We start from the raw sequence: 23,560 nt of genomic DNA on the forward strand, positions 1-23,560 counted from the left end.
TGCGGGTATGATCGGCGTTTACGTTGTCCCAGCCAAGATAGTGGAAGTCGCCCACCGATGCAAAACACCAAGCTCTTGCTAACCAGTTTCACCTTTGTGGGACTGCTCGCACTCGCCGGTTGTTCATTCCCCGGGGTTTACAAAATCGACATCCAGCAGGGCAATGTCGTCACGCAGGACATGATAGACCAGTTACGCCCGGGAATGACCCGTCGGCAAGTACGGTTTATCATGGGTAACCCTCTGCTGACCGACACGTTCCATGCCGATCGCTGGGATTACCTGTACAGCCTGCAACCGGGTGGCGGTGAACGCCAACAGGAACGCATTAGCGTTATCTTCAACCCAAATGATCAGCTTGTCAGCCTTTCCGGTGATTTCATGCCGGGTGTCAGCCGTGACGAAGCCATTCTCGGCCAGGACGGCGGCACTAACGTGACTGCGCCAGCGGAAAACGTCGAGAAGCCAAAACCGGAGAAACCGGTCAAGCCAGGCTCGTTGCTGGATCAGATCCAGAAGGACGTGGACGGTGTAGAAACCGTGCCGGTCCCGACTCCCGAACCTCTGGACACCTCGCCGCAATAATTTGCGACGCATTAAAAAACCCGGCACGCCGGGTTTTTTATTGCCTGCAAATCAGCAATTACTGATTTCGCGCCTTGGCTTCGGCTGCCTTTGCCGCGCGCAAGCGCCGGACTTCCTTCGGATCCGCCAGCAACGGGCGATAGATTTCGATGCGGTCACCTGCTTGAACCATGCGGCTATCCGGATCTGCGACCACCTTGCCGAAGATCCCTAGCGGGCATGCGGCGAGATCCAGCTGAGGAAATTCCTCACGAACACCTGATTGCCGCACTACCTCGCGCAGGGTCAGCCCCGGCGGCACGCTCACCTCAAGCAGCACCTGGCGATCAACGGCGGCGTACACCACCTCGACCTCGATCACAGCCTCAACCATACATCTGCTTGGCACGCTGGCAGAACGCATCCACCAGGGTATTCGCAGCCTGATTGAACAACGGCCCCAAGGTCGCCCGAACAATCGGCCCGGCGTAATCGAACGACAGGTCCAGGCTTATCTTGCAGGCCTTTTCAGTCAGCGGCTTGAATATCCACACGCCATGCAGCTGAGTGAACGGCCCTTCCTCAAGGTTCATCTCGATGGACTGGCCCGGCACCAGGATATTGCGTGTCACAAAATGCTGACTAAGGCCGCCCTTGGCCACGCCAACACTGGCACGCATGTGCTCGGCAGAGCTCTCCAGCACTTCAGCCTTCGAGCACCAGGGCAAGAACTCCGGATACCGCGCCACGTCGTTCACCAGGTCGTACAGCGCTTGTGCCGGATATGGCAGCAGTGCCGAACGTTGAATATGTGTCGTCATGTCAGCGTCACTTCCACAGCTGGGCGGCAAACACTACAAGAATGCCGATGGGCGCCACATAGCGCATCAAAAACAGGGACAAGGCGAACAGCGCCGGGCTGCGGATCGACAATTCGTCGCGAACCGCCTCACGGCCCATCACCCAGCCTGCAAACACCACGAAACATAGCCCGCCAAGGGGCAACATGATTCGCGAAGTGAAGAAATCGATCACACCGAAGAAGTCCAGACCGCCTGCCGCACCCCATTGATAGAGGTGAAACATCCCGCCTTCGTTCACGAAAAACTTGGCTTGCTTCCAGATATTGAAGGAAAACACCGTACCCAAGCCGACAAACCAGCAGGTGAAAGCCAGCCAGAATGTCACCCATGCGCGCCTGACTTTGGTGCGCTCAACCAGGTAAGCCACCATCGGTTCGAGCAGGGAAATCGCCGAGCTCCAGGCGGCAACGGCCACCAGCACGAAGAACACTACGCCCATCAACTGGCCGAAGGCTACGTTACCGAAGGCAAACGGCAGGCTGACAAACATCAACCCAGGGCCTTCGCTAGGGTTGAGGCCCGCAGCGAACACGATGGGGAACAACGCCAGCCCTGCAACCAGGGAGACAAAGGTATCCAGCAGCGCAACACCGACAACCGTCCCGGAAATCGACGAATCCTTGGGCATGTAAGCGCCGTAGATCATGATCGACCCGACGCCGACACTCAGGGAAAAGAACGCATGTCCCATAGCCGGCAGCAAACCATCTAGGACTTTTTCCGGATGGAAGTCGAACATGAAGTGCACGCCCTCCATGAAATGGCCGGTGGTCATGCTGTAGCCAAGCAGCACCAGGATCATCACAAACAGCAGCGGCATCATGATCCGCAGGCTGCGCTCAAGCCCGGCAACCACGCCCTTGGCGATGACTACGGCCGACAGCAGCATGAATATTGTGTGCCAAAGTGTCAGGCGCCACGGATCAGCGATCACATTGCCGAAATACTCGCCGACCTGATCGGGCGTCACGCCCTGGAAGTCGCCGCGACCCATATCAATGATGTAATCCAGCGACCAGCCGCCCACCACACTATAGAAAGACAGGATCAGCAACGCCGTGATCATGCCGGCGAAGGCGCCCCAGGACCACTTGCCCGAATGCCCCGCCTCGATCGCCAGCACCTTCAAGGCGTTGGCCGGGCTTTGCCGCGCGCGACGGCCGATCAGGGTTTCAGCCAGCATCACCGGCACCCCGATCAACGCGATGCAGGCCAGGAACATCAGCACAAATGCGCCGCCGCCGTAGACGCCGACCATGTAGGGGAATTTCCAGATACTACCCAGGCCCACGGCCGAACCGGTCGCGGCGAGTATGAAGACCCAGCGGCTAGCCCAACTGCCGTGGACAGAAACCTTGTCTGTCGACATCGTTATCACGCCCAAGCGTTCAAAAAAGAGCGCGCATTGTCCGGGATTCAATCAACCTGCTCAAGCACGTAGCGATACCGTAGCCGACTCGCTTGCAACTCCCTATAATGCCGCCCCTATGGCTAAACAGAAGAAACACCCCACAGGGACCATCGCGCAAAATAAAAAGGCGCGACACGATTACTTCATCGAACACAAGTTCGAGGCTGGTCTGGTCCTGGCCGGCTGGGAAGTAAAGAGTTTGCGGGCGAGCAAGCTGCAACTGGTTGACAGTTATGTACTGCTCAAGGATGGCGAAGCCTGGCTGCTCGGCAGTCACATCACGCCGCTGATGACTGCCAGCACGCACGTCATTGCTGATCCAACCCGCACCCGCAAGTTGCTGCTGAACCGGCGCGAGCTGGAAAAGCTCGCCACTGCCGTGCAGCAGAAGGGTTACGCCTGCGTATGCCTGTCCTGGTACTGGAGCAAGCACATGGTCAAGTGCGAGATCGCTCTGGGCAAGGGCAAGAAGGAATACGACAAGCGTGATACCGAACGCGAGCGCGATGCGGGTCGAGAATTGCAGCGTGCGGTGCGGAACAAGGGCAAGGAAGATTAATTTTTCTGCCTGAATGCGGCGCCTGCGAAAAGATCGCAGCCTGCGGCAGCTCCTACAGTTTTGTGTGCGCCCGATGAACCGGGTTGAAACACAATCCATGTAGGAGCTGCCGCAGGCTGCGATCTTTTGCATTCAAATCGGTCACGTCCCCTTGCGCCGCTCGGCCCGCGCCACGCGCTGGACTTCCTGACGCACCTCCTCCAGCACCTCCTGCACATACAGAATATGGCGACTGGACACTTCCCGCGCCTGCTCCGCACGCCCTTCGATAATCGCCGTGTACAACTCCCGATGCTGGGTGATCAGCATGTCGCGGGTTTCCGTGCGCTGCTTGTACATCCCGCCAATATTGGTCACGACGTTGCGCTTGAGCAGATCGAACAGCCCACGAATGGTGTGCAACAACACCGCGTTGTGACTGGCCTCGGCGATGGCCAAGTGAAATTTCGCGTCCGCGGCGCCCTCTTCCGTGCGGCTGACCTCGTCGTGACGCGTATAGCAGTCCTGCAACTCATTGAATGCCGCCGTCAGCCGCTCGCGATCCACGTCGGTTGCACGCAGCGCTGCGTAATAGGCGCAGGACGCTTCCAGGGTATGGCGAAACTCCAACAGATCACGCTGAGCCTCGGGATTGCTTTCCAGCAGATGCAACAGCGGATCGCTGAACGTCGTGCCCAGTGATTCGACCACATAGTTGCCACCGCCCTGCCGACTGACCAGCAAACCCTTGGCCGCCAGTTTCTGGATGGCTTCGCGCAGTGACGGACGCGAAACGCCAAACTGCTCGGCCAGCGCGCGCTCTGCCGGCAGGCGCTCACCGGCCTTCAGCGTGCCCTCGAGAATCATCCCCTCGAGTTGCTCGACGATATCGTCAGACAAACGGCGCTGCCGAATCTGATCAAACCCCATGACTCATTTCTCCACGACCCCGACCACTCGCCGGGCTCTCTATTCTGGCCTATCGGCACTGCGCCGACACCTGCCGCACGACGATAAATCGAGCGAAACAACCGACTAGCTCGGCGCATCTGCGACGAAAGTTTGAGGGCGGCAAATTGACACACCTCCCCAAAGGCTTTTACCCTAGCCAACAGCGATTGTAAATTGGTATTACCAATTATCCAAGCACGCTGATCAGTGCCTGACCAACAACAATTAGGGGCCACCCCATATGCAAACCTGGCAACAGCTCTACAGTCCGCTCGGCAGCCTTGGCCTGTCCGCACTCGCGGCCGTTATTCCCATCGTATTTTTCTTCCTCGCGCTGGCGGTGTTCCGCCTCAAGGGCCATGTGGCCGGCAGCATCACGCTGGCGCTGTCGATTATCGTGGCGATCTTCGCCTTCCAAATGCCCGTGGACATGGCGTTCGCCGCCGCCGGATATGGCTTCGCTTACGGCCTGTGGCCAATTGCATGGATCATTGTCGCGGCGGTATTCCTCTACAAATTGACGGTCAAGAGCGGCCAGTTCGAAGTGATCCGCAGCTCGGTGCTGTCGATCACCGACGACCAGCGCCTGCAGGTCCTGCTGATCGGCTTCTGCTTCGGGGCATTCCTGGAAGGTGCCGCCGGCTTCGGCGCACCCGTGGCCATCACCGCCGCCTTGCTGGTGGGCCTGGGCTTCAATCCGCTGTACGCGGCCGGCCTGTGCCTGATCGCCAACACCGCGCCGGTCGCTTTCGGCGCGCTGGGGATCCCGATCATCGTTGCCGGGCAAGTCACCGGGATCGACGCGTTCAAGATCGGCGCCATGACCGGTCGCCAGCTGCCGCTGCTGTCGCTGTTCGTGCCGTTCTGGCTGGTATTCATGATGGACGGGATGCGCGGCGTGCGCGAAACCTGGCCGGCCGCGCTGGTGGCGGGCCTGAGTTTTGCCATCACGCAGTACTTCACCTCGAACTTCATCGGCCCGGAACTGCCGGACATCACCTCGGCCCTGGCCAGCCTGATCTCGCTGACGCTGTTCCTGAAAGTCTGGCAGCCAAAACGCGCCGCCGGCCAACAAGTAGCCGGCGCCGTCTCGGCATCCGTGGTGACTGCCAGCGCTGGCGGCTTCGGCCTGCCGCGCAGCACCGTGGCCTCGCCGTACAGCCTGGGCGAGATCTTCAAGGCCTGGTCACCGTTCCTGATTCTCACCGTACTGGTCACCGTCTGGACCCTGAAACCGTTCAAGGCGATGTTCGCTGCCGGCGGCTCGATGTACAGCTGGGTGTTCAACTTCGCCATCCCGCACCTGGACCAGATGGTGATCAAGGTGGCGCCGATCGTGACTGCGCCGACCGCCATCCCGGCGGTGTTCAAGCTCGATCCGATTTCCGCCACCGGCACGGCGATTTTCTTCTCTGCGCTGATTTCGATGCTGGTACTGAAGATCAACTTCAAAACTGGTCTTACCACTTTGCGCGAGACCTTTTATGAGCTGCGCTGGCCGATCCTGTCGATCGGTATGGTGCTGGCCTTTGCCTTTGTCACCAACTACTCGGGCATGTCTTCGACCATGGCCCTGGTCCTGGCAGGCACTGGCGCGGCCTTCCCGTTCTTCTCGCCGTTTCTTGGCTGGCTGGGCGTGTTCCTCACCGGTTCCGATACCTCGTCCAATGCCCTGTTCAGTTCGCTGCAGGCAACTACCGCGCACCAGATCGGCGTCAACGACACCCTGCTGGTGGCAGCCAATACCAGCGGCGGCGTGACCGGCAAAATGATCTCGCCGCAATCGATCGCCGTGGCGTGTGCCGCGACTGGCCTGGTGGGCAAGGAGTCGGACCTGTTCCGCTTCACCCTCAAGCACAGCCTGTTCTTCGCCACCATCGTCGGCCTGATCACCCTGGCCCAGGCCTACTGGCTCACCGGCATGCTGGTGCACTAAGTCCTGCGCGATTAAAAGCAAAAACCGACGCCGGACCACGACTCCGGCGTCAGCTATTCACTACCCGGTCTGTAAGGCTGCTGAAAGCTTACCTCTCTATATTCAGCAGCCGCAGCAGACGGATAACCGGGACCACCCGGAGACGCCTGATGAGCGAGCTTTTTTACAACGCAGTGCCGAACGCAACCCGTGTCGCCCCGCCACTGGCGGAACCGCGGCAATACCCTGGCGAAAAACCGCAGCGGGTCTATCTGTTCGGCACTTGTGTGGTGGATTTGTTCTACCCCGAAGCCGGCATGGATGCGATCCATCTGCTGGAGCGCGAAGGTATTCAAGTTGAGTACCCGCAAGGGCAAAGCTGCTGCGGGCAACCGGCGTACACCTCGGGTTATACCGAGCAGGCGCGGACTGTGGCGCGGGCTCAACTGGCGTTGTTCGCCGAGGATTATCCGGTGGTGGTGCCATCGGGATCGTGTGCCGGGATGTTGCGCGAGCACTATGCCGACCTGTTCAAGGACGAGCCGCACACGTTGCAGAAAGTACAGGCCCTGGCCGCCAGGACGTATGAGTTGGCCGAGTTCCTGTTGTTCGTCTGCAAGGCGCAACTCAAGGACCACGGTTCACCGGTGAAAGTGGCGCTGCACACCTCGTGCTCGGCACGCCGGGAAATGAACACCCACTTGCACGGCCGAGAGCTGTTGGCGCAGTTGAGCAATGTGGAACGGGTCGAACACAGCCACGAAAGTGAATGCTGTGGCTTCGGCGGAACGTTCAGCGTCCGTATGCCAGACATTTCTGGCGCCATGGTCGCTGACAAGACCCGCTCGTTAATGGAATCCGGCGCGCACCAGGTACTCAGTGCCGATTGTGGCTGCCTAATGAACATCAACGGTTCGCTGGAGAAACAGCAGCAAGCGTTACGCGGCCAGCATCTGGCGAGTTTCCTCTGGCAGCGAACCGGAGGTGTTCGATGAACGCTTCCGCGATTATTCCTACGGTTACCGTAGAAGAAGACTTTCGCACTCGGGCCCACGAGGCCCTGGATGACTCGCAACTGCGTAGTAACTTTCGCAGTGCGATGGATTCACTGATGACCAAACGGGCAGCGTCTTTCAGCGATGCCCACGAAAGAGAACATCTGCGAGCGCTCGGCAATGCCGTCCGCGCCCGTGCTTTATCCAAGTTGCCCGACCTGCTTGAGCAGCTTGAACAGAACCTGACCCGCAACGGTGTGACAGTGCACTGGGCGGAAACGGTAGACGAGGCCAATGGCATCGTCCTCTCGATCATCCGCGCTCACGAGGGGCGGCAAGTGATCAAGGGCAAATCGATGGTCAGCGAAGAAATGGAGATGAATCATTTCCTCGCTGATCGTGGCATTGAATGCCTGGAATCGGACATGGGCGAGTACATCGTCCAGCTCGACCACGAGAAGCCTTCACACATCATTATGCCGGCAATCCACAAGAATGCCGGTCAGGTCGCGTCCTTGTTCCACGACAAACTTGGCGTGGAGTACACCAGGGACGTTGACCAACTCATTCAGATCGGCCGCAAAGTCTTGCGGCAGAAATTCTTCGAAGCGGACATCGGCGTCTCCGGTGTCAACTTCGCCGTGGCCGAGACCGGCACCCTGTTACTGGTGGAAAACGAAGGCAACGGCCGCATGACCACCACGGTGCCACCGGTGCACATTGCTGTCACCGGCATCGAGAAGGTCGTGGAAAATCTGCGCGACGTGGTGCCGCTGTTATCGCTGCTGACCCGCTCAGCCCTCGGCCAGCCGATCACCACCTACGTCAACATGATCTCCGGCCCGCGCAAAGAGCACGAACTCGACGGCCCACAGGAAGTGCACCTGGTGCTGCTGGACAACGGTCGCAGCCAGGCCTTTGCCGACAGCGAATTGCGCCAGACCCTCAACTGCATCCGCTGCGGCGCCTGCATGAATCACTGCCCGGTCTACACCCGCATCGGCGGCCACGCCTACGGCGAGGTGTACCCCGGGCCCATCGGCAAGATCATTACTCCGCACATGGTCGGCCTGGCGAAGGTGCCAGACCACCCCAGCGCCTCATCGCTGTGCGGTGCGTGCGGCGAAGTCTGCCCGGTAAAAATTCCTATTCCCGCCTTGCTGCGGCGCTTGCGCGAAGAGAACGTCAAGGCCCCGGACAGCCCGCATCAAGTAATGCGCGGCCAGGGCAGCAAGTACTCGCGCAAGGAGCGCTTCATCTGGAACGCCTGGGCCAGACTCAACAGCTCGCCGACGCTGTACCGCCTGTTCGGGTTCTTCGCCACGCGCTTGCGTGCCCTTACGCCAAGCAGCATCGGCCCGTGGACACAGAATCACAGTGCACCAAAACCCGCCGCCCGTTCATTGCATGACATGGCGCGCGAGCACCTGGTCAGAAAGGGAGATCGTTGATGAGTGCCAAGCAGAATATCCTCGGCAAATTGCGCAACAGCCTGACAGGCACCACGCCAGTCGCTGACAACTTCGATGTCGAACTAGTGACAGCGCCCTACACCTATGCCCCCGAACAACGCATCCCGCAGCTCCGCAAATTGATGGAAGCGGTGCACACCGAAATTCACCTGACCAACGCTGAACAATGGCCGGCACTGCTCGCAAAATTGCTTGAGGAGCGGCAACTGCCCAGCCTGCTGATCGCTCCGACTACCGCCCATGGGCAACGCGTCTCTCAACACTGGGCGAACAATCCGCAGCTGCCGACACTCAAAGCCTACAATCGGCCAATCGAGGAATGGAAAGCCGAGCTGTTCAACGACACTCCGGCCAGCCTGACCACGACCCTGGGCGCCATCGCCGCCACTGGCAGCCTGATCATTTGGCCGACGCGGGAAGAACCGCGCCTGATGAGCCTGGTGCCGCCAGTGCATTTTGCCCTGCTCAAGGCCAGTGAAATCCGCGATAACTTCTATCAGGTGCAGCAGGAATTCGAATGGGCGCAAGGCATGCCGACCAACGCCTTGCTGGTGTCCGGCCCGTCGAAAACGGCTGACATCGAGCAAGTCCTGGCCTACGGCGCCCACGGGCCGAAAGACCTGGTGGTTTTGATTCTGGAGGACCAATGACTCTACCGGCAGCTTTCCTGCGAGACGCGCAGCAACTGATTCCCCAGGAGCGGCGCTTCGACGACCCGTTGTCGACCCTGGCTTTCGGCACCGACGCGAGTTTCTACCGGCTGATCCCAAAGCTGGTAATCCGCGTCGAGTCCGAAGATGAAGTAGTCGCGCTACTCAAGCTGGCGCAACGGGACAAGGTTGCAGTGACGTTCCGCGCTGCCGGCACCAGCCTGTCCGGCCAGGCTATCAGCGATTCAGTGCTGATCGTGCTGGGGGATAACTGGAACGGTCGTGAAATCCGTGGTCAGGGCACACAGATCCGTCTGCAGCCGGGGGTGATCGGTGCGCAGGCCAATGCGTGGCTGGCGCCGTTCGGGCGAAAGATCGGTCCGGACCCGGCCTCGATCAATGCCTGCAAAATCGGCGGCATTGTCGCCAACAACGCCAGCGGCATGTGCTGCGGCACGGCGCAGAACACCTATCACACACTGGCCGGCATTCGCCTGGTGCTGGCCGACGGCAGCCGTCTGGATACCGAGGATGCGGCGAGTGTCGCAGCGTTCCGCCAGAACCACGCCACGCTGCTCGAACGCTTGGCGACTTTGGGCCGCGAGACTCGCGCCAATACCGAACTCGCTGCAAGAATTCGCCATAAATACCGTCTGAAAAATACCACCGGCCTTTCGCTCAACGCCCTGGTGGATTTCGACGAGCCTGTGGATATCTTGAGCCACCTGCTGGTGGGCTCCGAAGGCACGCTCGGTTTTATCAGCGCGGTAACCTACGACACCGTGATCGATCACCCGAACAAAGCCTCGGCGCTGATCGTATTTCCCGACGTCGAGACCTGCTGCAACGCGGTCACCGTGCTGAAGAGCCAGCCGGTATCCGCCGTGGAACTGCTGGATCGCCGCAGCTTGCGTTCAGTGCAGGACAAACCCGGGATGCCGGCTTTCGTCCAGCAACTGTCGAACAATGCCTGCGCCCTGTTGATCGAATCCCGCGCCGCGTCGTCTTCTTTGCTGCAGGAACAGCTGGCGTTGATCATGGCGTCGCTGCGCGGCTTCCCGGTGGAAAAACAAGTCGACTTCACCGAGGACCCGCTGGAAAACGCGCGCCTCTGGGCGATCCGCAAGGACACCTTCCCCGCCGTTGGCGCCGTACGCAAAACCGGCACCACGGTAATCATCGAAGACGTGACCTTCCCCGTCGAGCAACTGGCAATCGGCGTCAACCGCCTGATCGAGCTGTTCGACAAACACCATTACGACGAAGCGATCCTGTTCGGCCACGCACTGGAAGGCAACCTGCACTTCGTCTTCACCCAGGGCTTCAACAACCCGCAAGAAGTTGCGCGCTACCAGGCGTTCATGGACGACGTGGCGCAGCTGGTCGCAGTGGAGTTTGGCGGCTCGCTGAAAGCCGAGCACGGCACCGGTCGCAACATGGCGCCCTTCGTTGAACTGGAATGGGGCAGCGACGCTTATCAGTTGATGTGGCAGCTCAAACGCCTGCTTGATCCCAATGCCATCCTCAACCCGGACGTGGTGCTGAGTGACGATCCGCAGATTCACCTCAAGCATCTCAAGCCCTTGCCCGCAGCCGACGAAATAGTCGATAAATGCATCGAGTGCGGCTTCTGCGAACCGGTCTGCCCGTCCAAGGGCCTGACCTTGAGTCCGCGCCAGCGCATCGTGATCTGGCGGGACATCCAGGCGAAGAAACGCGCGGGCGTTGACACCACCGAACTCGAGGCGGCTTACGAATATCAAGGCATCGACACCTGCGCGGCTACCGGCCTGTGTGCACAACGCTGCCCTGTAGGAATCAATACCGGCGAGCTGGTGAAAAAGCTGCGCAGTCGCAAGGCAACCAGCAAGAAAACCGCTGACTGGCTTGAAGGAAATTTCGCCACCGCCCTGCAAGGCGCACGCTTCACCCTGCACGTGGCCAACGGTGCGCGCATGCTCCTGGGCGCTCCACGCCTGGCAAGGCTTTCGGCCACCCTGACCCGACTGTCCAAGGGCAAGGTGCCGCAATGGACCAACGCCATGCCGCAACCGGAAAAAGCCATTCGCTTCAGCCCGAGTGTCTCGGATCAGCGCCCGCGGGTGGTGTACCTGGCGGCCTGCGTGTCCCGGGTCATGGGCCCGGCGGCCGGCGACAGCGAGCAGATGTCGCTGTATGAAAAAACCCGTGGCTTGCTGGAAAAGGCCGGGTACCAGGTAGTCTTCCCAGACAACCTGGACAGCCTGTGCTGCGGTCAGCCCTTCGCCTCCAAGGGCTACGCCGAGCAGGCTGAACACAAACGCCAGGAACTGATCGGCGCACTGCTGCACGCCAGCCGCGGCGGCCTCGACCCGATCTACTGCGACACCAGCCCGTGCACCTTGCGCCTGGTCCAGGACCTCGGAGAAACACGGCTGGACCTGTACGACCCAGTGCGTTTCATCCGCACCCACCTGATGGATCGCCTCGACTTCACGCCGCAGGAAGCACCCATCGCCGTGCATGTTACGTGCAGCACCCAGCACCTGGGCGAGAGCCAGGCGCTGATCGACCTGGCGCGCAAATGCAGTAACAACGTGGTAATTCCGGAAGGCATTCACTGCTGCGGATTTGCCGGCGACAAGGGCTTCACGACCCCGGAACTGAACGCGCATTCGCTGCGCTCGCTAAAGGATGCCGTTCAGCATTGCAGCGAGGGGATCTCCACCAGCCGCACCTGCGAAATCGGCTTGGCGCAACACGGCGGAATTGACTACCACGGGCTGGTCTACCTGGTGGACCGAGTCACCCGGGCGCGATCGAACTGAAGAAAAAATAGAACCCTTGCGCCCGGCTGTAGTCAACCGGGTAACCCGGCCCTGCCGGGTTTTACCCAAACCCGGCAGCCCGTCCTGGCGCCCAGTTCAAGGAGATACACATGAAACGTTCTGTACTGTTAGGTCTGTTCGTTACTGCTTCCATGATGGCCTCCACTTCGTTTGCTGCTAGTACGGATGATCTTTGCGAAGTCAATCTGCAGACTATCGCCAATGCCAAGGCGCAGGTTCAGACGCCTGAAATGCAAACCCGTGTCGATGCCAGCGTCCAGCAAGCCAAGTCTCACCAGGCTATGAACACCAAGGAAGGCACCGAGAAGTGCATTGCTGAGACCACCCGGACCATCGAGGACATCAGAAAGTCCGCCGGCGGCACCAATCAATGATTCATTCCCGGAAGACCAACCTTCGGGTTGGCCTTCCGGGTCGCTTTGACGTACACTGCACAGGCTTGTTGCTCACACAGATTCACGAGCAATGAGTAAGGGGCCGTTTAGGATTCGACGCCGGTCGCGAAACTTTAGGTGCATGCCGAGTTGGTAACAGAACTCGTAAATCCACTGTTGCAACTACTTATAGTTGCCAATGACGATAACCACGGCCAGGAATTCGCTATCGCTGCGTAAGCAGCCTTAGACCCTGAGCTTCTGGTGCCTTCGGGCCCAGCAATCACTAGGGGATGTCTGTAAACCCGAAGTGATTGTCATATAGAACAGAATCGCCGTGCAGTACGTTGTGGACGAATCGGCTAAAACTTACACAACTCGCCCAAAGCACCCTGCCCTTCGGGTCGCTGAGGGTTAACTTAATAGAAACGGCTACGCATGTAGTACCGACAGCGGAGTACTGGCGGACGGGGGTTCAAATCCCCCCGGCTCCACCAAATACGAAGCACCAACGAAGCCCGCCCCGTGCGGGCTTTGTTGCGTCTGGGGTTTGGCCTGGCGCCACACACGCCCCGCAGGCTGAACGAAGCTTGTAATCCATGTTCAGTACTCGAGACATTTGCCACCAAATGTAATGCATACGGGACTTAGATGTTGGATTGGTCAACTCACATTCTCGCAGTTCGATGTCTGTTTCAACCGAGCCACACAGCCACCCTTGCCACCACACCCTGCCGATCTATATGATAAGTATTATCATTTGTGATATCTACTCATCCGGCGCCCCCCCTCCATGTCCTCAACCACCCCAACCAGCTTCTGCGACGTGGCCATGCTGTACCAACAGCAACACACCTGGCTGCAGAGCTGGCTGAGGCGTCGGCTGAATTGTTCACAGAGTGCGGCAGACCTCGCGCAGGACACCTTCATGCGCCTGCTTGCCAAGGAACAGGTGCCAGAGCTACACGCTCCGCGCACGTTCCTGGCGAAGGTGGCGCAAAGTGTTTTATCCAATCACTACCGTCGGCAAAAGCTCGAACGCGCTTACCTTGAGGCACTGGCAGCCATGCCCGAGCTGACTGCGCCGAGCCTGGAGACCCAGGCGATTCTGCTGGAAACGCTGATCGCCCTTGATGCCGCGCTGGAATGCCTGGAGCGGCCAGTGCGCGAGGCGTTCCTGTGGTCCCAGGTGGACGGGCTCAGTCATGGCGAAATTGCCCAGCGGCTCGATGTGTCGATCACCACGGTCAAGCGTTACATCGTCAAGGCGGGTGCACTGTGCATCATGCTCGACGATTCCCTGGATCTGCAGTGAACCAGTCCATCGGCGGCGATATCGCCGAGCAGGCCATGCATTGGCAGCTGGAACTGCAGGAGCCGGATGTCAGCGCAGAAACCCTCGCGGCCTGCCTGAGCTGGCGCCAGGCGCACCCCGTTCACGAGCGCGCATGGCAACGGGCTGAAGCACTGGCCCAGCGCATGAGCGAGATCCGCTCACCCAACCAGCGTCCCCTGGCTCATGCCGCGCTTCGACCGACGATGTCGCGGCGCACGGCCCTCAAGCAGCTTGGCCTGGTATTGGCGGCCGGTGCTGGGGCGTGGAGCCTCAAGGACACTGCACTGCTGCAAGACCTGAGGGCCGATTACCACAGCCAGATCGGCGAACAGCAACGCCTCGTGCTTGCCGACAATACCCAGGTAGAACTCAACACCGACAGCGCGATCAACGTGCTGTTTGAGCGTGAGGCCCGACGGGTCAAATTGTTGCGAGGGGAGATCCTGATCACCCGCGACAAGATCGTCGATGGCCGCCCGCTGTCAGTGGTTACCGAACAGGGCCGGATCGATGTGGCGCTAGCGCGGTTCAGCGTCAGGCAGCGCGCGGGGGTTACGCAGGTCAGCGTGTATCAGGGCTCGCTGGTGATCAATCCGCTGGCGCAGCGGCAACTGACGATGACGCTGCAGGCCGGCGAGCAACTGAGCTTCAATGAGCAGGGCCTGATTACCCGGCACGCGACGGTACTGACCGCGCCGGCCTGGAGCCAGGGCATGCTGGTTGCCCAGGGGCAGCCGCTCAAGGATTTCCTCGCGGAACTGAGTCGATACCGACGCGGGCATCTGGCCTGTGACCCGAGCCTGGCCGATGTGCCGGTATCCGGCACCTTTCCCTTGGCGAACACCGAGCGAATCATCTTCGCTGTCGCCGATACCCTGCAGCTCGACGTCCAGCAATTCACCCGCTATTGGGTCACCTTGAAGCCGCGGCTGGCCTGACACAATTTTTTCTGCGCTTGGGTGGTCCGTTTTCGAATCTCGCGAGACTTAAACCCCAGACACTTATTTTCTTTGGGGAACACTCGTGGATTTCACCGCACGCAACGGCCGGGTCCGGCAATTTTCGCTCAAGCATAAACTGGCCTGTGCCGTGGTTCAGGGCATCAGCTGCATGGCGGCAACTGCGCCGTTGCTGATAGCTCCCAACTGGGCCCAGGCTGCCGAACAGGCGCAGCAGGATTTTGATATTCCCGCAGGCCCGTTGGCTCCGGCACTGAGCCGGTTTGGCGAGGCTGCGCACATTTTACTGTCCTACTCCACGCCATTGAGCCAGGGCCACACGACTCAAGGGCTGCAGGGCCGCTACGATGTGGAGCAGGGTCTGGCCATGTTGCTCGCCGGCACCGGCCTGGAAGCCAGCCGCAGCGCCAGCGGCAACTATTCACTGGTGGCGAGCGCGGGCGATGCGTTGCAATTGGGTGCGGTGTCGATTTCCGGCAAGGCGCCGGGCTCCACCACCGAAGGCACCGGGCTTTACACCACCTACTCGTCCAGCAGTTCGACGCGCCTCAACCTGACCCCGCGGGAAACCCCGCAGTCGCTGACGGTGATGACCCGCCAGCGCCTGGATGATCAGAACCTGACAACCCTGAGCGAAACCATGGATGCGACGCCCGGAATCATCGTCGTGCGTGACGGCCTCGGTGCGGAAACGGACACCTACTACTCTCGCGGTTTCACCATCCAGAACTACGAGATCGACGGCGTACCCACCAACACTCGCCTGGACAACTACACCCAGAGCATGGCGATGTACGACCGCATCGAGATCATTCGCGGCGCCACCGGTCTCATCAGCGGCATGGGCAACCCTTCTGCGACGATCAACCTGATCCGCAAGCGCCCGACTGCCGAAGCCCAGGCCAGTGTTACTGGTGAAGCCGGCACCTGGGATCGCTACGGCAGTGGCTTCGACGTATCCGGCCCGCTGACCGAAAGCGGCAACGTGCGCGGCCGCCTGGTGGCGGATTACAAGACCCAGGACGCCTGGGTCGACCGTTACAACCTGCAATCGCAACTGGTCTACGGCATCAGTGAATTCGACCTGAGCGAAAACACCCTGCTGACCATGGGCTTCAGCTACCAGCGCACCGACGTCGACTCGCCGCTGCGCACGGGCCTGCCATCGCGCTTCAGTACCGGAGAGCGCACCGACCTCAAACGCTCGATCAACTCGGCGCCGGACTGGTCTTACAACGACCACGAGCAAACCAGTTTCTTCACCTCCATCGAGCAGCAATTCGCCAACGGCTGGAGCGGCAAGATCGAGTACACCTACGCCGAAAACAAATTCGACGAAAACTTCAACTATGTGATGGGTGATCTTAACAAGGACGGCAGTGGTACCACTCAGTTGCCAGTGAAGTTTTCCGGCACGCCGCGGCAGGACAACCTCGACCTGTACGTCACCGGCCCGTTCGGCTTGTTTGGGCGCGAGCATGAATTGATCGGCGGGATGACGTTGTCGAAGTACAAGGAAAACGTACCGAGCTGGGGTGGCTGGCAGTACGACTATGCCTCCTCGGCGGCAGGCGCCATCGACAACCTGTATACCTGGGACGGCAACTCCGCCAAACCCGACTTCGTCGAAAGCGGAAAATCGTCCATCGACGAGACGCAATATGCGGCGTATCTGACTTCGCGTTTCAGCGTCACCGACGACCTGAGCCTGATCCTCGGCAGCCGTCTTATCGACTGGAAACGCGACACCTCGGACCGTCCGTACGGCGCGCCGGAAACCGAAGTCAATCGCGAAGAAAATGGCGTGTTCATTCCTTACGCCGGGATCGTCTACGACCTCAACGACACCTGGTCGGTGTACGCCAGCTACACCAGCATCTTCAGCCCGCAGGCTTCGTGGATTACCAACGAGGACAACAAGCCGCTGGACCCGATGGAAGGCAAAGGCTACGAGATCGGCCTCAAGGGCACGCACCTGGATGGCAAGCTGAACTCCAGCGTCGCGCTGTTCAAATTGGAGCAGGACAACCTGGCGATCTGGCAACACGACAACGTCTACTCTGCCGAACAGGACACCACGTCCAAGGGCATCGAGCTGGAGCTCAACGGCGAACTGGCTGAAGGTTGGCAGGCATCGGCGGGCTACGCCTACTCGGTGACCACCGATGCGGATGACAGCCGCATCAGTACGATGATGCCGCGCAACAGCGTCAAGACCTTCACCACCTATCGCCTGCCGGGCGCGCTGGACAAGCTGACCGTCGGCGGTGGCGTCAACTGGCAGAGCAAGACCGGCAACGACCTGCACACTTTCACCCAGGGCAGCTACGCGATCACCAATCTGCTGGCGCGGTATGACATCAGCCGCAACCTGACGGCCTCGGTGAACCTGAACAACGTGTTTGATCGTGCGTACTACAGTTCCCCTGCCCTGTCGGCCAACTACGGGGCGCCGCGCAATGTGATGACCAGCTTCAAGTACAACTTCTGACATTGATGAGCAGTGCGTGGTGCAGATGAATTTTTCTTCACCACGCTGCACGGAGGCAACGGGTACATTGCCTTCGCTCATTCAAGAAACTACGGTTTGCCCGCCCTCCCGCGGGCTTTTTTTTTGGATTGAAAATGTAGATCAAAAGATCGCAGCCTCGTTTCACTCGACAGCTCCTACGGGGGAACGACAGCACCGATGCGTTGCGACGATGGTGTCACCACAACGCGATGTCATACGTCAGGTACAGCCGCCAGTTGTCGCGGTCGCTGGCATAGGTCGAACGGTAAGTCGCCTTGCGCACTTCCATGCCCACTCCCTTGAACGCGCTGTCCTGGATGACATAACGCAGGTTGGTGTCAGACTCCCACTCGCTGGCTTCGCGACCTTTGTAATCGCCGTTCTCGCCCTTGTAGTAGCGGGTCATGAAACTCAACCCAGGCAGGACTGCCGCGAAGTCATAGTCGTAGCGCAGCATCCAGGTTTGCTCTCCGCTCTGGATGAATTTGCCGACACCGGCATTGGTGAACGAGTACACCGTTGAGACGCTGGTATAAGGCAGCGCTGTGTCGCCGGTGACCTTCTGATAGCCCACGCCGATGGCTTGCGCACCGATCTTGTAGGTAAACAGTCCGCTGAACATGTCGGCGTCGACCGCACCATTGCGCGCCTCCCCCGCATCGCTGCTGATGAAGTAACGCAGGTCGCTGGTCAGGCTGCCGCTGCCCACCGGCAGTTTGTGCACCAGGCCGAAGAACTGCTGGCGGTAGAACTCGCGCATTTCCCCGTAGTACCAGGTGCCGCTGAGGTTGGGGGTGAACTTGTAGCTCGCGCCGGCAAAATCGAAATCCGTGCCTTTATCACCGGTGTAGCCCTGGGGATAAATATCGACACTGTCGGTGGAGTTGCGCTGCTTGAATTTATCCAGGTGCCCGGTATGCAGATACAGGTCGCGGATCCCCGTGTATTCAATCTGGGTGCCGCGAAAGGTTTGCGGCAGCAGCCGGCCGTCGTTGTAGACCAGCACCGGAATCTTCGGCTGCAAGTTGCCGGTCTTCACCACGGCATCGCCAATGCGCATCTTCGCCGTCACGCCCAGGCTGGAAAATCCGTCTGCCGCATGGCCGTCATCGTGCACCGGCAACAAGCCAGTACCGGCATGGGTCGGGCTCGAGTCGAGCTTGAGTCCGGCCAGCCCCAGCGCATCCAGGCCAAAGCCGACGGTGCCCTCGGTGTAACCCGATTGCAGGTTCAGCAGAAAGCCCTGGGCCCACTCCCGGCGGTCGTTGCCACCATCCCGATAGTCGTCGTTGAAGTAGTAATTGCGCAGGGACAGCTTGCCTTGCGAATCTTCCAGGAATCCTTGAGCCAGGAGCTCCGGTGACAGGCTCGTCAGTAATGCGACGGGCACGATTGCGCCTCTCGTGAACAGCTCACGCATAACCATTTCCTCAGTGCCGTATTGTCGATTTTATGGGCAGTAGCAAAGGTCCCGCGAACGGGATATGTCTCGATGATGTTGTGGTGTCGCGCTGGACTCGGCAGCGCATTGGGGCGGACACTAACCACTCATCCGCGCCTGCACAACGTTATGCGAGAAGCGCATCAGGCTATGCGCAAGCTCGTGTATCACTGCCTTACGTCGGTTCAAACCAAGGGGATCCTGCGTGAATCTCAAGCAACTCGAAGCCTTCAAGGCAATCATGTCCACCGGCTCGACTATCGGTGCTGCGACGCGGATGGGCTTGTCCCAATCGGCGGTCAGCCGCCTGCTGACGCAGCTGGAAGAGACCTTGGGGTTTGCTTTGTTCCTGCGCAAAAAGGGCCGCCTGATGGCGACTCCCGAGGCCGATGAATTGCTCGCCGAGGTAGCGGGACTGGTAGATGGCATGCAGCGTATTCAGCGACTGGCCGACGAATTACGGGTCGGACAGTCGCGCAAGAGCCTGCTCAAAGTGGGCGTGCCCACCAGCATGACCCAGGAGCTGCTGCCGAAGATTGTTGCCGAATTCCTGAAGGGTCACGAAGACATCGTCGTCGAGTTGCTGACCGGCTCCTACGACATGATCGAACGTGCAGTGCTTGATCGTTCGGCTGACCTGGGATTCGTCCGCCTGCCCACCGAGCTGGCGGATTTTGACATCGAGCCAGTGCTGGAAACCGAAGGCGTGTGCGTGATGCCAGCAGACCATCCACTGACTCGCCATGCGGTGATCGAGGTCCAGCATCTGCGTGACGTGCCGCTGGTCATGCTGGGCCGCCAGCGGGCGTTGCGTGCAGAGCTCAATCAGGTGTTTCGCGCGGTCAACCTGACGCCCCAGGTGCGCATCGAAGTGCACTCCGTCGGGGCCGCGTGCAGCTTCGTCGCCGAAGGCCTGGGGGTGTCGATCATCAACGGCCTGCTGGCCAGTCACTTCGCTCATTTGCCGATCGTTACCCGGCCATTTCGGCCCGCCCTGCCCTACGCTTTCGGCCTCGCTTTCCGGCGGGACGAGCCGCGCTCGAGCGTTGTCAGTGCCTTTGCCGAACACCTCAAGCAGCGCCTGAGCGAGTCGTCCGTCGCCGTCAAATGACGACAAAACGCATAGCTCAACCCGCTCCACGCATAACGTTGTAGGCCTCTGATCTTTGGCCTAGTGTCCGCTCCAACAACAGCCGACACCAACAACAATAACCGCGAGGGCATCCCTGCCAGCCAGGGCAAGAATCATGAGCGAACCACAAATCACCATCACCCAGCCGAACGCTGCCTCCACGAAAGTGGACACCGGCAATGCCGGCCAGCGCAAACCCATCAACCCGGCGATCATCCTGCTGAGCATCGTGTTGCTCGCGGTCGCCTTTACCTACGCCGTCAACTCCGGGACCTTCCAGCGCCAGAACGCGCTGGTGGTACCGGGCTCCTATCAGGTGCTGGAGAAGAGCCACTCGCTGACTCAGTTGTTCTCCATCGAGCCACGCAAGGCCAACGACAGCGTGGCCCGGCCGGTGTCGCTGGTCGAAGGTTTCATGGCGATCCCGCAAGGCATCGAGAAACGTGCAGCGCTGATTTTCATGGTGCTGTTCATCGGCGGCATGTTTGGCGTGCTGAACAAGGCCGGGGTGATCGATGCCGGGCTTGAGCGCTTGCTCGGCATGACCCGGGGCAACATCTATGTGCTGGTGCCGATGCTAATGCTGGTGTTTTCCGCCGGCAGTACCTTCATGGGGCTGGCCAAGGAATTTATCCTGATCGTGCCGCTGATGGTCGCCATGGCCAACAGGCTCGGCCTGTCGAACCTGATCGGGCTGGCGATCGTGTGTATCTCGGTGAAGATCGGATACCTGGCCTCCATCACCAACCCCGTTGCGCTCTCGGTCGCCCAGCCAATGGTCGGCCTCCCAATCTTCAGTGGCATGAGCATGCGCATCGCCGCCTATGCCCTGTTCCTCAGCGTCGGCATCGCGTTCGTGTTGTGGAGCATCCACAAGCAAGGCTTCGATGCCAGCGCAAAAATCAGCTTTGAACACAAACCGCTGCCGCTGCGCCACTTGCTGAACCTGCTGGTCTTGGGCGGCGGTATCGCATTCATGGTTTTTGCGTCCACCCGCTGGCAGTGGAAGTACCACGAACTGTCATCGTTCTATCTGGCGCTCAGCATCGCCTTCGCGGTCATTGCCGGGATGGGCGCAAGTGCCACGGCGAGTGCGTTTGTCGATGGCATGAAGAAGGTGTTGATTGCCGGCGTGTTGATCGGCTTGGCAACAGCCGTTGAAATCATCCTCACCACCGGCCAGGTGCTGGACACCATCGTCAATGGCCTGGCGAGTGTCGTCAGTGATCACGGCCCGGTGGTTTCCGCCTATGGCATGTTCTTCTCGCAACTGGGGCTGGATGTGTTGATCCCTTCAACCTCCGGTCAGGCCGCAGTGACCATGCCGATCTTCGGCCCGCTCGGCCAGCTCTCCGGCGTCAGCCCGCAAACCACCGTGTATGCGTTCCTGCTGGGCAATGGCCTGACCAACATGATCACGCCAACTTCCAGTGGCCTGCTGGTACTGCTGGCCACCGCACAAGTCGGTTGGGGTCAATGGGCGCGCTACATCCTCCCGCTATTTCTCATCTACATGGTGCTGGCGATGATCCTCCTGGCCATCGCGGTGACCACCGGTTACTGACTGTGCAACGGCGCTTGCGGTGCTGACCGCAGGCGCCAGCGTCGACAAGGTTTAGCTATGAATTCCCTTTCTGAAAAAGCACTACCGGCCATGCACATTCTGCGCGACCAGCCAGTCCCCATGCGCGATGGCGTGCACCTGGCCACCGACATCTATCTGCCGATAAACGCTGAAGGTGCGTTGCCGGTCGTGATCGAGCGCACGCCTTATGACAAAAGCAAACCCTCGCGCTCGGAGAAGCAGCTGGACGGCCAGCACATCTCCCGCGAAGCCATGGCGGCGCGGTTTACCGAGCAGGGTTTTGTCGCGATCTTTCAGGATTGTCGCGGCCGTTACGCCTCCGAAGGGGTTTTCACCAAATACACGGCAGAAGGCGAAGATGGCTTCGATACGCTCGCCTGGATCGTCGATCAACCTTGGTGCAACGGCAAAATAGGCAGCATGGGGTTGTCCTATGCGGCGCATACCCAACTGGCGATGGCCTGCCTGCATCCGCCGGGCCTGAGCAGCATGGTCCTGGACTCGGGCGGGTTTTCCAACGCCTTCCAGTGTGGCATCCGCCAGGGCGGTGCATTTGAGCTCAAGCAGGCGACCTGGGCCTGGCGCCAGGCCAAGGAAAGCCCGGCAGCACTGGCTGATCCGCGCATTCGCGAAGCACTGGAGCAGGAGGACATTCATCAATGGTTTGCGCAAATGCCGTGGCAGCCGGGCCACTCGCCGATCCGCCACGTGCCGGAATATGAAGCGTATCTGCTCGAGCAATGGGCCCAGGGCAGCTTCAGTGATTATTGGCGCAAGCCGGGGATTTACGCCGAGGGTCATTACGATGACTTGCCGGATATCCCGGTATTGTTCATGTCCAGCTGGTATGACGCCTATGTCAGTTCGACGCTCGCCAACTACGGCGCATTCAAACGCCATGACAGCGCCCCACAGCATCTGGTGATGGGGCCCTGGCTACATGGGGACCGCAACATCAGTCACAGCGGTGATGTCGAATTCGGCGAGGCGGCAGCCTTCGACGGGCAAGTGGCCGAGGACTGGCTGACGTGTCGGCTGCAGTGGTTTGAGCGCTCACTCAAAGGCACTTCGCAGGTAGCGCCAGCGTCGGCCCCGGTGAAAGTATTTTTGATGGGTGGCGGCGACGGTACCACTGATGCAAATGGTCGACTGCAGCATGGCGGGCGCTGGTTGCATGGTCAGCAATGGCCGCTGTCTGGCAGTGAGACATTGAGTTTGTATCTGGACCACGACCAGCGCCTGAGCCCCACGCCCCCAAGCGTGCGCGAGGCCAATCTGAGTTATCGCAGCGACCCCGACAACCCGGTTCCCACCATCGGCGGCGCACTCACTTCCGGTGCCCCGGTGTTTGTCGGTGGCGCTTTTGATCAGCGCGACCGGCCCGATTTTTTTGCCACCCATGGGGACAATCAGCCTCTGGCAGAGCGCGCGGATGTGCTGAGTTTTCAAACCCCGCCGTTGACCGAAGACCTGATTGTCGCAGGTCCCTTGCAGATAGAACTGTGGATCGAAAGCGATGCTCCTGACACCGACTTCACCGCCAAACTGGTGGACGTCTATCCGCCAAGCGCCGACTACCCTCAGGGCTACGCAATGAACATCACCGACGGTATCCGCCGATGCCGCTATCGGGACTCGTGGGAAGACCCACAACCACTGGTGCCGGGGAAGCGGGTCAAAGTGGTGATCGAGCCGTTTGCGACCTGCAACCTGTTCAAACGCGGACACCGACTGCGCCTGGACATTGCCAGCAGCAACTTTCCGCATTTCGACGTCAACCCCAACAGTGGTGAGCCCGAAGGCCAGGCCCGGGATAAACGTATCGCGACCAATACGGTGCATGTGTGCGAGGAGTTTGCCTCGCGCCTGGTGCTGACCGTTTTGCCGGTAAATGCATTGGAGACTTTGTAGGGGCCCGCTTGCTGGGCAAGGTGGGAGCGGGCTCGCTCGCGAAAGCGGTTGGTCATTGGGTACTGAACTGACTGACACACCGCCTTCGCGAGCAAGCCCGCTCCCACAGGTTTCGTGCTTTCA

At 60.0% G+C, this 23,560-nt stretch carries 19 protein-coding genes and 1 other RNA gene; 15 read left to right on the forward strand and 5 right to left on the reverse strand.

Features of this window, described 5'->3' with window-relative positions; genetic code table 11:
• Window positions 1–57 precede the first annotated feature (57 nt).
• Window positions 58–585 (forward strand): outer membrane protein assembly factor BamE, encoded by a 528-nt coding sequence (locus ACYZTK_RS11760; RefSeq protein ID WP_045060057.1) that lies wholly within the window; start codon window positions 58–60, stop codon window positions 583–585.
• Between the two features lie 58 nt (window positions 586–643).
• On the opposite strand, the gene ACYZTK_RS11765 is transcribed toward ACYZTK_RS11760, so the two are convergent.
• The 3 genes from ACYZTK_RS11765 to ACYZTK_RS11775 are packed head-to-tail and all read right to left on the reverse strand — an operon-like array spanning window position 644 to window position 2,796.
• The gene (locus ACYZTK_RS11765) at window positions 644–958 is read right to left on the reverse strand and encodes an RnfH family protein (RefSeq protein ID WP_462014587.1); all 315 of its coding nucleotides are present in this window, start codon (window positions 956–958) and stop codon (window positions 644–646) included.
• Window positions 951–1,385, reverse strand: coding sequence for a type II toxin-antitoxin system RatA family toxin (locus tag ACYZTK_RS11770; protein WP_462014588.1), 435 nt, complete (start codon window positions 1,383–1,385; stop codon window positions 951–953). Before ACYZTK_RS11770 ends, ACYZTK_RS11765 begins: the two co-directional genes overlap by 8 nt.
• A 7-nt stretch (window positions 1,386–1,392) precedes the next feature.
• Window positions 1,393–2,796: a sodium-dependent transporter gene (locus tag ACYZTK_RS11775; protein ID WP_462014589.1), complete on the reverse strand. Its 1,404-nt coding sequence runs from the start codon at window positions 2,794–2,796 to the stop codon at window positions 1,393–1,395.
• Window positions 2,797–2,914: 118 nt separating this feature from the next.
• Between ACYZTK_RS11775 and smpB the strand changes: the two genes are divergently transcribed.
• Window positions 2,915–3,397, forward strand: coding sequence for an SsrA-binding protein SmpB (gene smpB, locus ACYZTK_RS11780; RefSeq protein ID WP_008149046.1), 483 nt, complete (start codon window positions 2,915–2,917; stop codon window positions 3,395–3,397).
• Window positions 3,398–3,538: 141 nt separating this feature from the next.
• On the opposite strand, the gene ACYZTK_RS11785 is transcribed toward smpB, so the two are convergent.
• Window positions 3,539–4,306: a GntR family transcriptional regulator gene (locus ACYZTK_RS11785; RefSeq protein WP_462014590.1), complete on the reverse strand. Its 768-nt coding sequence runs from the start codon at window positions 4,304–4,306 to the stop codon at window positions 3,539–3,541.
• A 262-nt stretch (window positions 4,307–4,568) separates the two neighbouring features.
• Between ACYZTK_RS11785 and ACYZTK_RS11790 the strand changes: the two genes are divergently transcribed.
• From ACYZTK_RS11790 to ACYZTK_RS11835, 10 genes are all read left to right on the forward strand, one after another.
• Window positions 4,569–6,263, forward strand: coding sequence for a lactate permease LctP family transporter (locus ACYZTK_RS11790; protein WP_462014591.1), 1,695 nt, complete (start codon window positions 4,569–4,571; stop codon window positions 6,261–6,263).
• A gap of 149 nt (window positions 6,264–6,412) precedes the next feature.
• A complete protein-coding gene (locus ACYZTK_RS11795; protein WP_462014592.1) occupies window positions 6,413–7,237 on the forward strand; it encodes a (Fe-S)-binding protein in 825 nt (274 codons plus the stop codon).
• Window positions 7,234–8,688: a LutB/LldF family L-lactate oxidation iron-sulfur protein gene (locus ACYZTK_RS11800; RefSeq protein ID WP_462014593.1), complete on the forward strand. Its 1,455-nt coding sequence runs from the start codon at window positions 7,234–7,236 to the stop codon at window positions 8,686–8,688. Before ACYZTK_RS11795 ends, ACYZTK_RS11800 begins: the two co-directional genes overlap by 4 nt.
• On the forward strand, window positions 8,688–9,359 hold the full coding sequence (locus tag ACYZTK_RS11805) for a LutC/YkgG family protein (RefSeq protein WP_462014594.1): 672 nt from the start codon (window positions 8,688–8,690) through the stop codon (window positions 9,357–9,359). The genes ACYZTK_RS11800 and ACYZTK_RS11805 overlap by 1 nt, the downstream gene beginning before the upstream one ends.
• The gene (locus tag ACYZTK_RS11810; protein WP_462014595.1) at window positions 9,356–12,166 is read left to right on the forward strand and encodes an FAD-binding and (Fe-S)-binding domain-containing protein; all 2,811 of its coding nucleotides are present in this window, start codon (window positions 9,356–9,358) and stop codon (window positions 12,164–12,166) included. The genes ACYZTK_RS11805 and ACYZTK_RS11810 overlap by 4 nt, the downstream gene beginning before the upstream one ends.
• 110 nt (window positions 12,167–12,276) lie before the next feature.
• Window positions 12,277–12,561, forward strand: coding sequence for a hypothetical protein (locus tag ACYZTK_RS11815; protein WP_462014596.1), 285 nt, complete (start codon window positions 12,277–12,279; stop codon window positions 12,559–12,561).
• Window positions 12,562–12,660: 99 nt separating this feature from the next.
• Window positions 12,661–13,058, forward strand: a transfer-messenger RNA (tmRNA) gene (gene ssrA / locus ACYZTK_RS11820).
• Between the two features lie 296 nt (window positions 13,059–13,354).
• On the forward strand, window positions 13,355–13,876 hold the full coding sequence (locus ACYZTK_RS11825) for a sigma-70 family RNA polymerase sigma factor (protein ID WP_462014597.1): 522 nt from the start codon (window positions 13,355–13,357) through the stop codon (window positions 13,874–13,876).
• Entirely contained in the window at window positions 13,873–14,835 is a 963-nt protein-coding gene (locus tag ACYZTK_RS11830; RefSeq protein ID WP_462014598.1) for a FecR domain-containing protein, read from the forward strand. The genes ACYZTK_RS11825 and ACYZTK_RS11830 overlap by 4 nt, the downstream gene beginning before the upstream one ends.
• Before the next feature lie 172 nt (window positions 14,836–15,007).
• The gene (locus ACYZTK_RS11835; RefSeq protein ID WP_462014894.1) at window positions 15,008–17,347 is read left to right on the forward strand and encodes a TonB-dependent siderophore receptor; all 2,340 of its coding nucleotides are present in this window, start codon (window positions 15,008–15,010) and stop codon (window positions 17,345–17,347) included.
• Between the two features lie 217 nt (window positions 17,348–17,564).
• Here the strand turns inward: ACYZTK_RS11835 and ACYZTK_RS11840 are convergent, their stop codons facing one another.
• On the reverse strand, window positions 17,565–18,788 hold the full coding sequence (locus ACYZTK_RS11840) for an OprD family porin (RefSeq protein WP_462014599.1): 1,224 nt from the start codon (window positions 18,786–18,788) through the stop codon (window positions 17,565–17,567).
• Window positions 18,789–19,014: 226 nt separating this feature from the next.
• Here ACYZTK_RS11840 and ACYZTK_RS11845 point away from each other — a divergent pair, with 226 nt between their 5' ends.
• From ACYZTK_RS11845 to ACYZTK_RS11855, 3 genes are all read left to right on the forward strand, one after another.
• A complete protein-coding gene (locus tag ACYZTK_RS11845) occupies window positions 19,015–19,920 on the forward strand; it encodes a LysR family transcriptional regulator (protein WP_462014600.1) in 906 nt (301 codons plus the stop codon).
• Between the two features lie 136 nt (window positions 19,921–20,056).
• Complete coding sequence (locus ACYZTK_RS11850) at window positions 20,057–21,505, forward strand: YfcC family protein (RefSeq protein ID WP_462014601.1); 1,449 nt, start codon at window positions 20,057–20,059, stop codon at window positions 21,503–21,505.
• Between the two features lie 90 nt (window positions 21,506–21,595).
• Complete coding sequence (locus tag ACYZTK_RS11855) at window positions 21,596–23,437, forward strand: CocE/NonD family hydrolase (protein WP_462014895.1); 1,842 nt, start codon at window positions 21,596–21,598, stop codon at window positions 23,435–23,437.
• Window positions 23,438–23,560 lie beyond the last annotated feature (123 nt).

The organism is Pseudomonas sp. LB3P31, assembly GCF_054897945.1.

Bases quoted from the DNA above. Each gene is read 5' to 3' on its own strand.
- ACYZTK_RS11760 (WP_045060057.1), top strand. From the start codon at position 58: ATGCAAAACACCAAGCTCTTGCTAACCAGTTTCACCTTTGTGGGACTG.
- ACYZTK_RS11765 (WP_462014587.1), bottom strand. From the start codon at position 958: ATGGTTGAGGCTGTGATCGAGGTCGAGGTGGTGTACGCCGCCGTTGAT.
- ACYZTK_RS11770 (WP_462014588.1), bottom strand. From the start codon at position 1,385: ATGACGACACATATTCAACGTTCGGCACTGCTGCCATATCCGGCACAA.
- ACYZTK_RS11775 (WP_462014589.1), bottom strand. From the start codon at position 2,796: ATGTCGACAGACAAGGTTTCTGTCCACGGCAGTTGGGCTAGCCGCTGG.
- smpB (WP_008149046.1), top strand. From the start codon at position 2,915: ATGGCTAAACAGAAGAAACACCCCACAGGGACCATCGCGCAAAATAAA.
- ACYZTK_RS11785 (WP_462014590.1), bottom strand. From the start codon at position 4,306: ATGGGGTTTGATCAGATTCGGCAGCGCCGTTTGTCTGACGATATCGTC.
- ACYZTK_RS11790 (WP_462014591.1), top strand. From the start codon at position 4,569: ATGCAAACCTGGCAACAGCTCTACAGTCCGCTCGGCAGCCTTGGCCTG.
- ACYZTK_RS11795 (WP_462014592.1), top strand. From the start codon at position 6,413: ATGAGCGAGCTTTTTTACAACGCAGTGCCGAACGCAACCCGTGTCGCC.
- ACYZTK_RS11800 (WP_462014593.1), top strand. From the start codon at position 7,234: ATGAACGCTTCCGCGATTATTCCTACGGTTACCGTAGAAGAAGACTTT.
- ACYZTK_RS11805 (WP_462014594.1), top strand. From the start codon at position 8,688: ATGAGTGCCAAGCAGAATATCCTCGGCAAATTGCGCAACAGCCTGACA.
- ACYZTK_RS11810 (WP_462014595.1), top strand. From the start codon at position 9,356: ATGACTCTACCGGCAGCTTTCCTGCGAGACGCGCAGCAACTGATTCCC.
- ACYZTK_RS11815 (WP_462014596.1), top strand. From the start codon at position 12,277: ATGAAACGTTCTGTACTGTTAGGTCTGTTCGTTACTGCTTCCATGATG.
- ACYZTK_RS11825 (WP_462014597.1), top strand. From the start codon at position 13,355: ATGTCCTCAACCACCCCAACCAGCTTCTGCGACGTGGCCATGCTGTAC.
- ACYZTK_RS11835 (WP_462014894.1), top strand. From the start codon at position 15,008: ATGGCGGCAACTGCGCCGTTGCTGATAGCTCCCAACTGGGCCCAGGCT.
- ACYZTK_RS11840 (WP_462014599.1), bottom strand. From the start codon at position 18,788: ATGCGTGAGCTGTTCACGAGAGGCGCAATCGTGCCCGTCGCATTACTG.
- ACYZTK_RS11850 (WP_462014601.1), top strand. From the start codon at position 20,057: ATGAGCGAACCACAAATCACCATCACCCAGCCGAACGCTGCCTCCACG.
- ACYZTK_RS11855 (WP_462014895.1), top strand. From the start codon at position 21,596: ATGCACATTCTGCGCGACCAGCCAGTCCCCATGCGCGATGGCGTGCAC.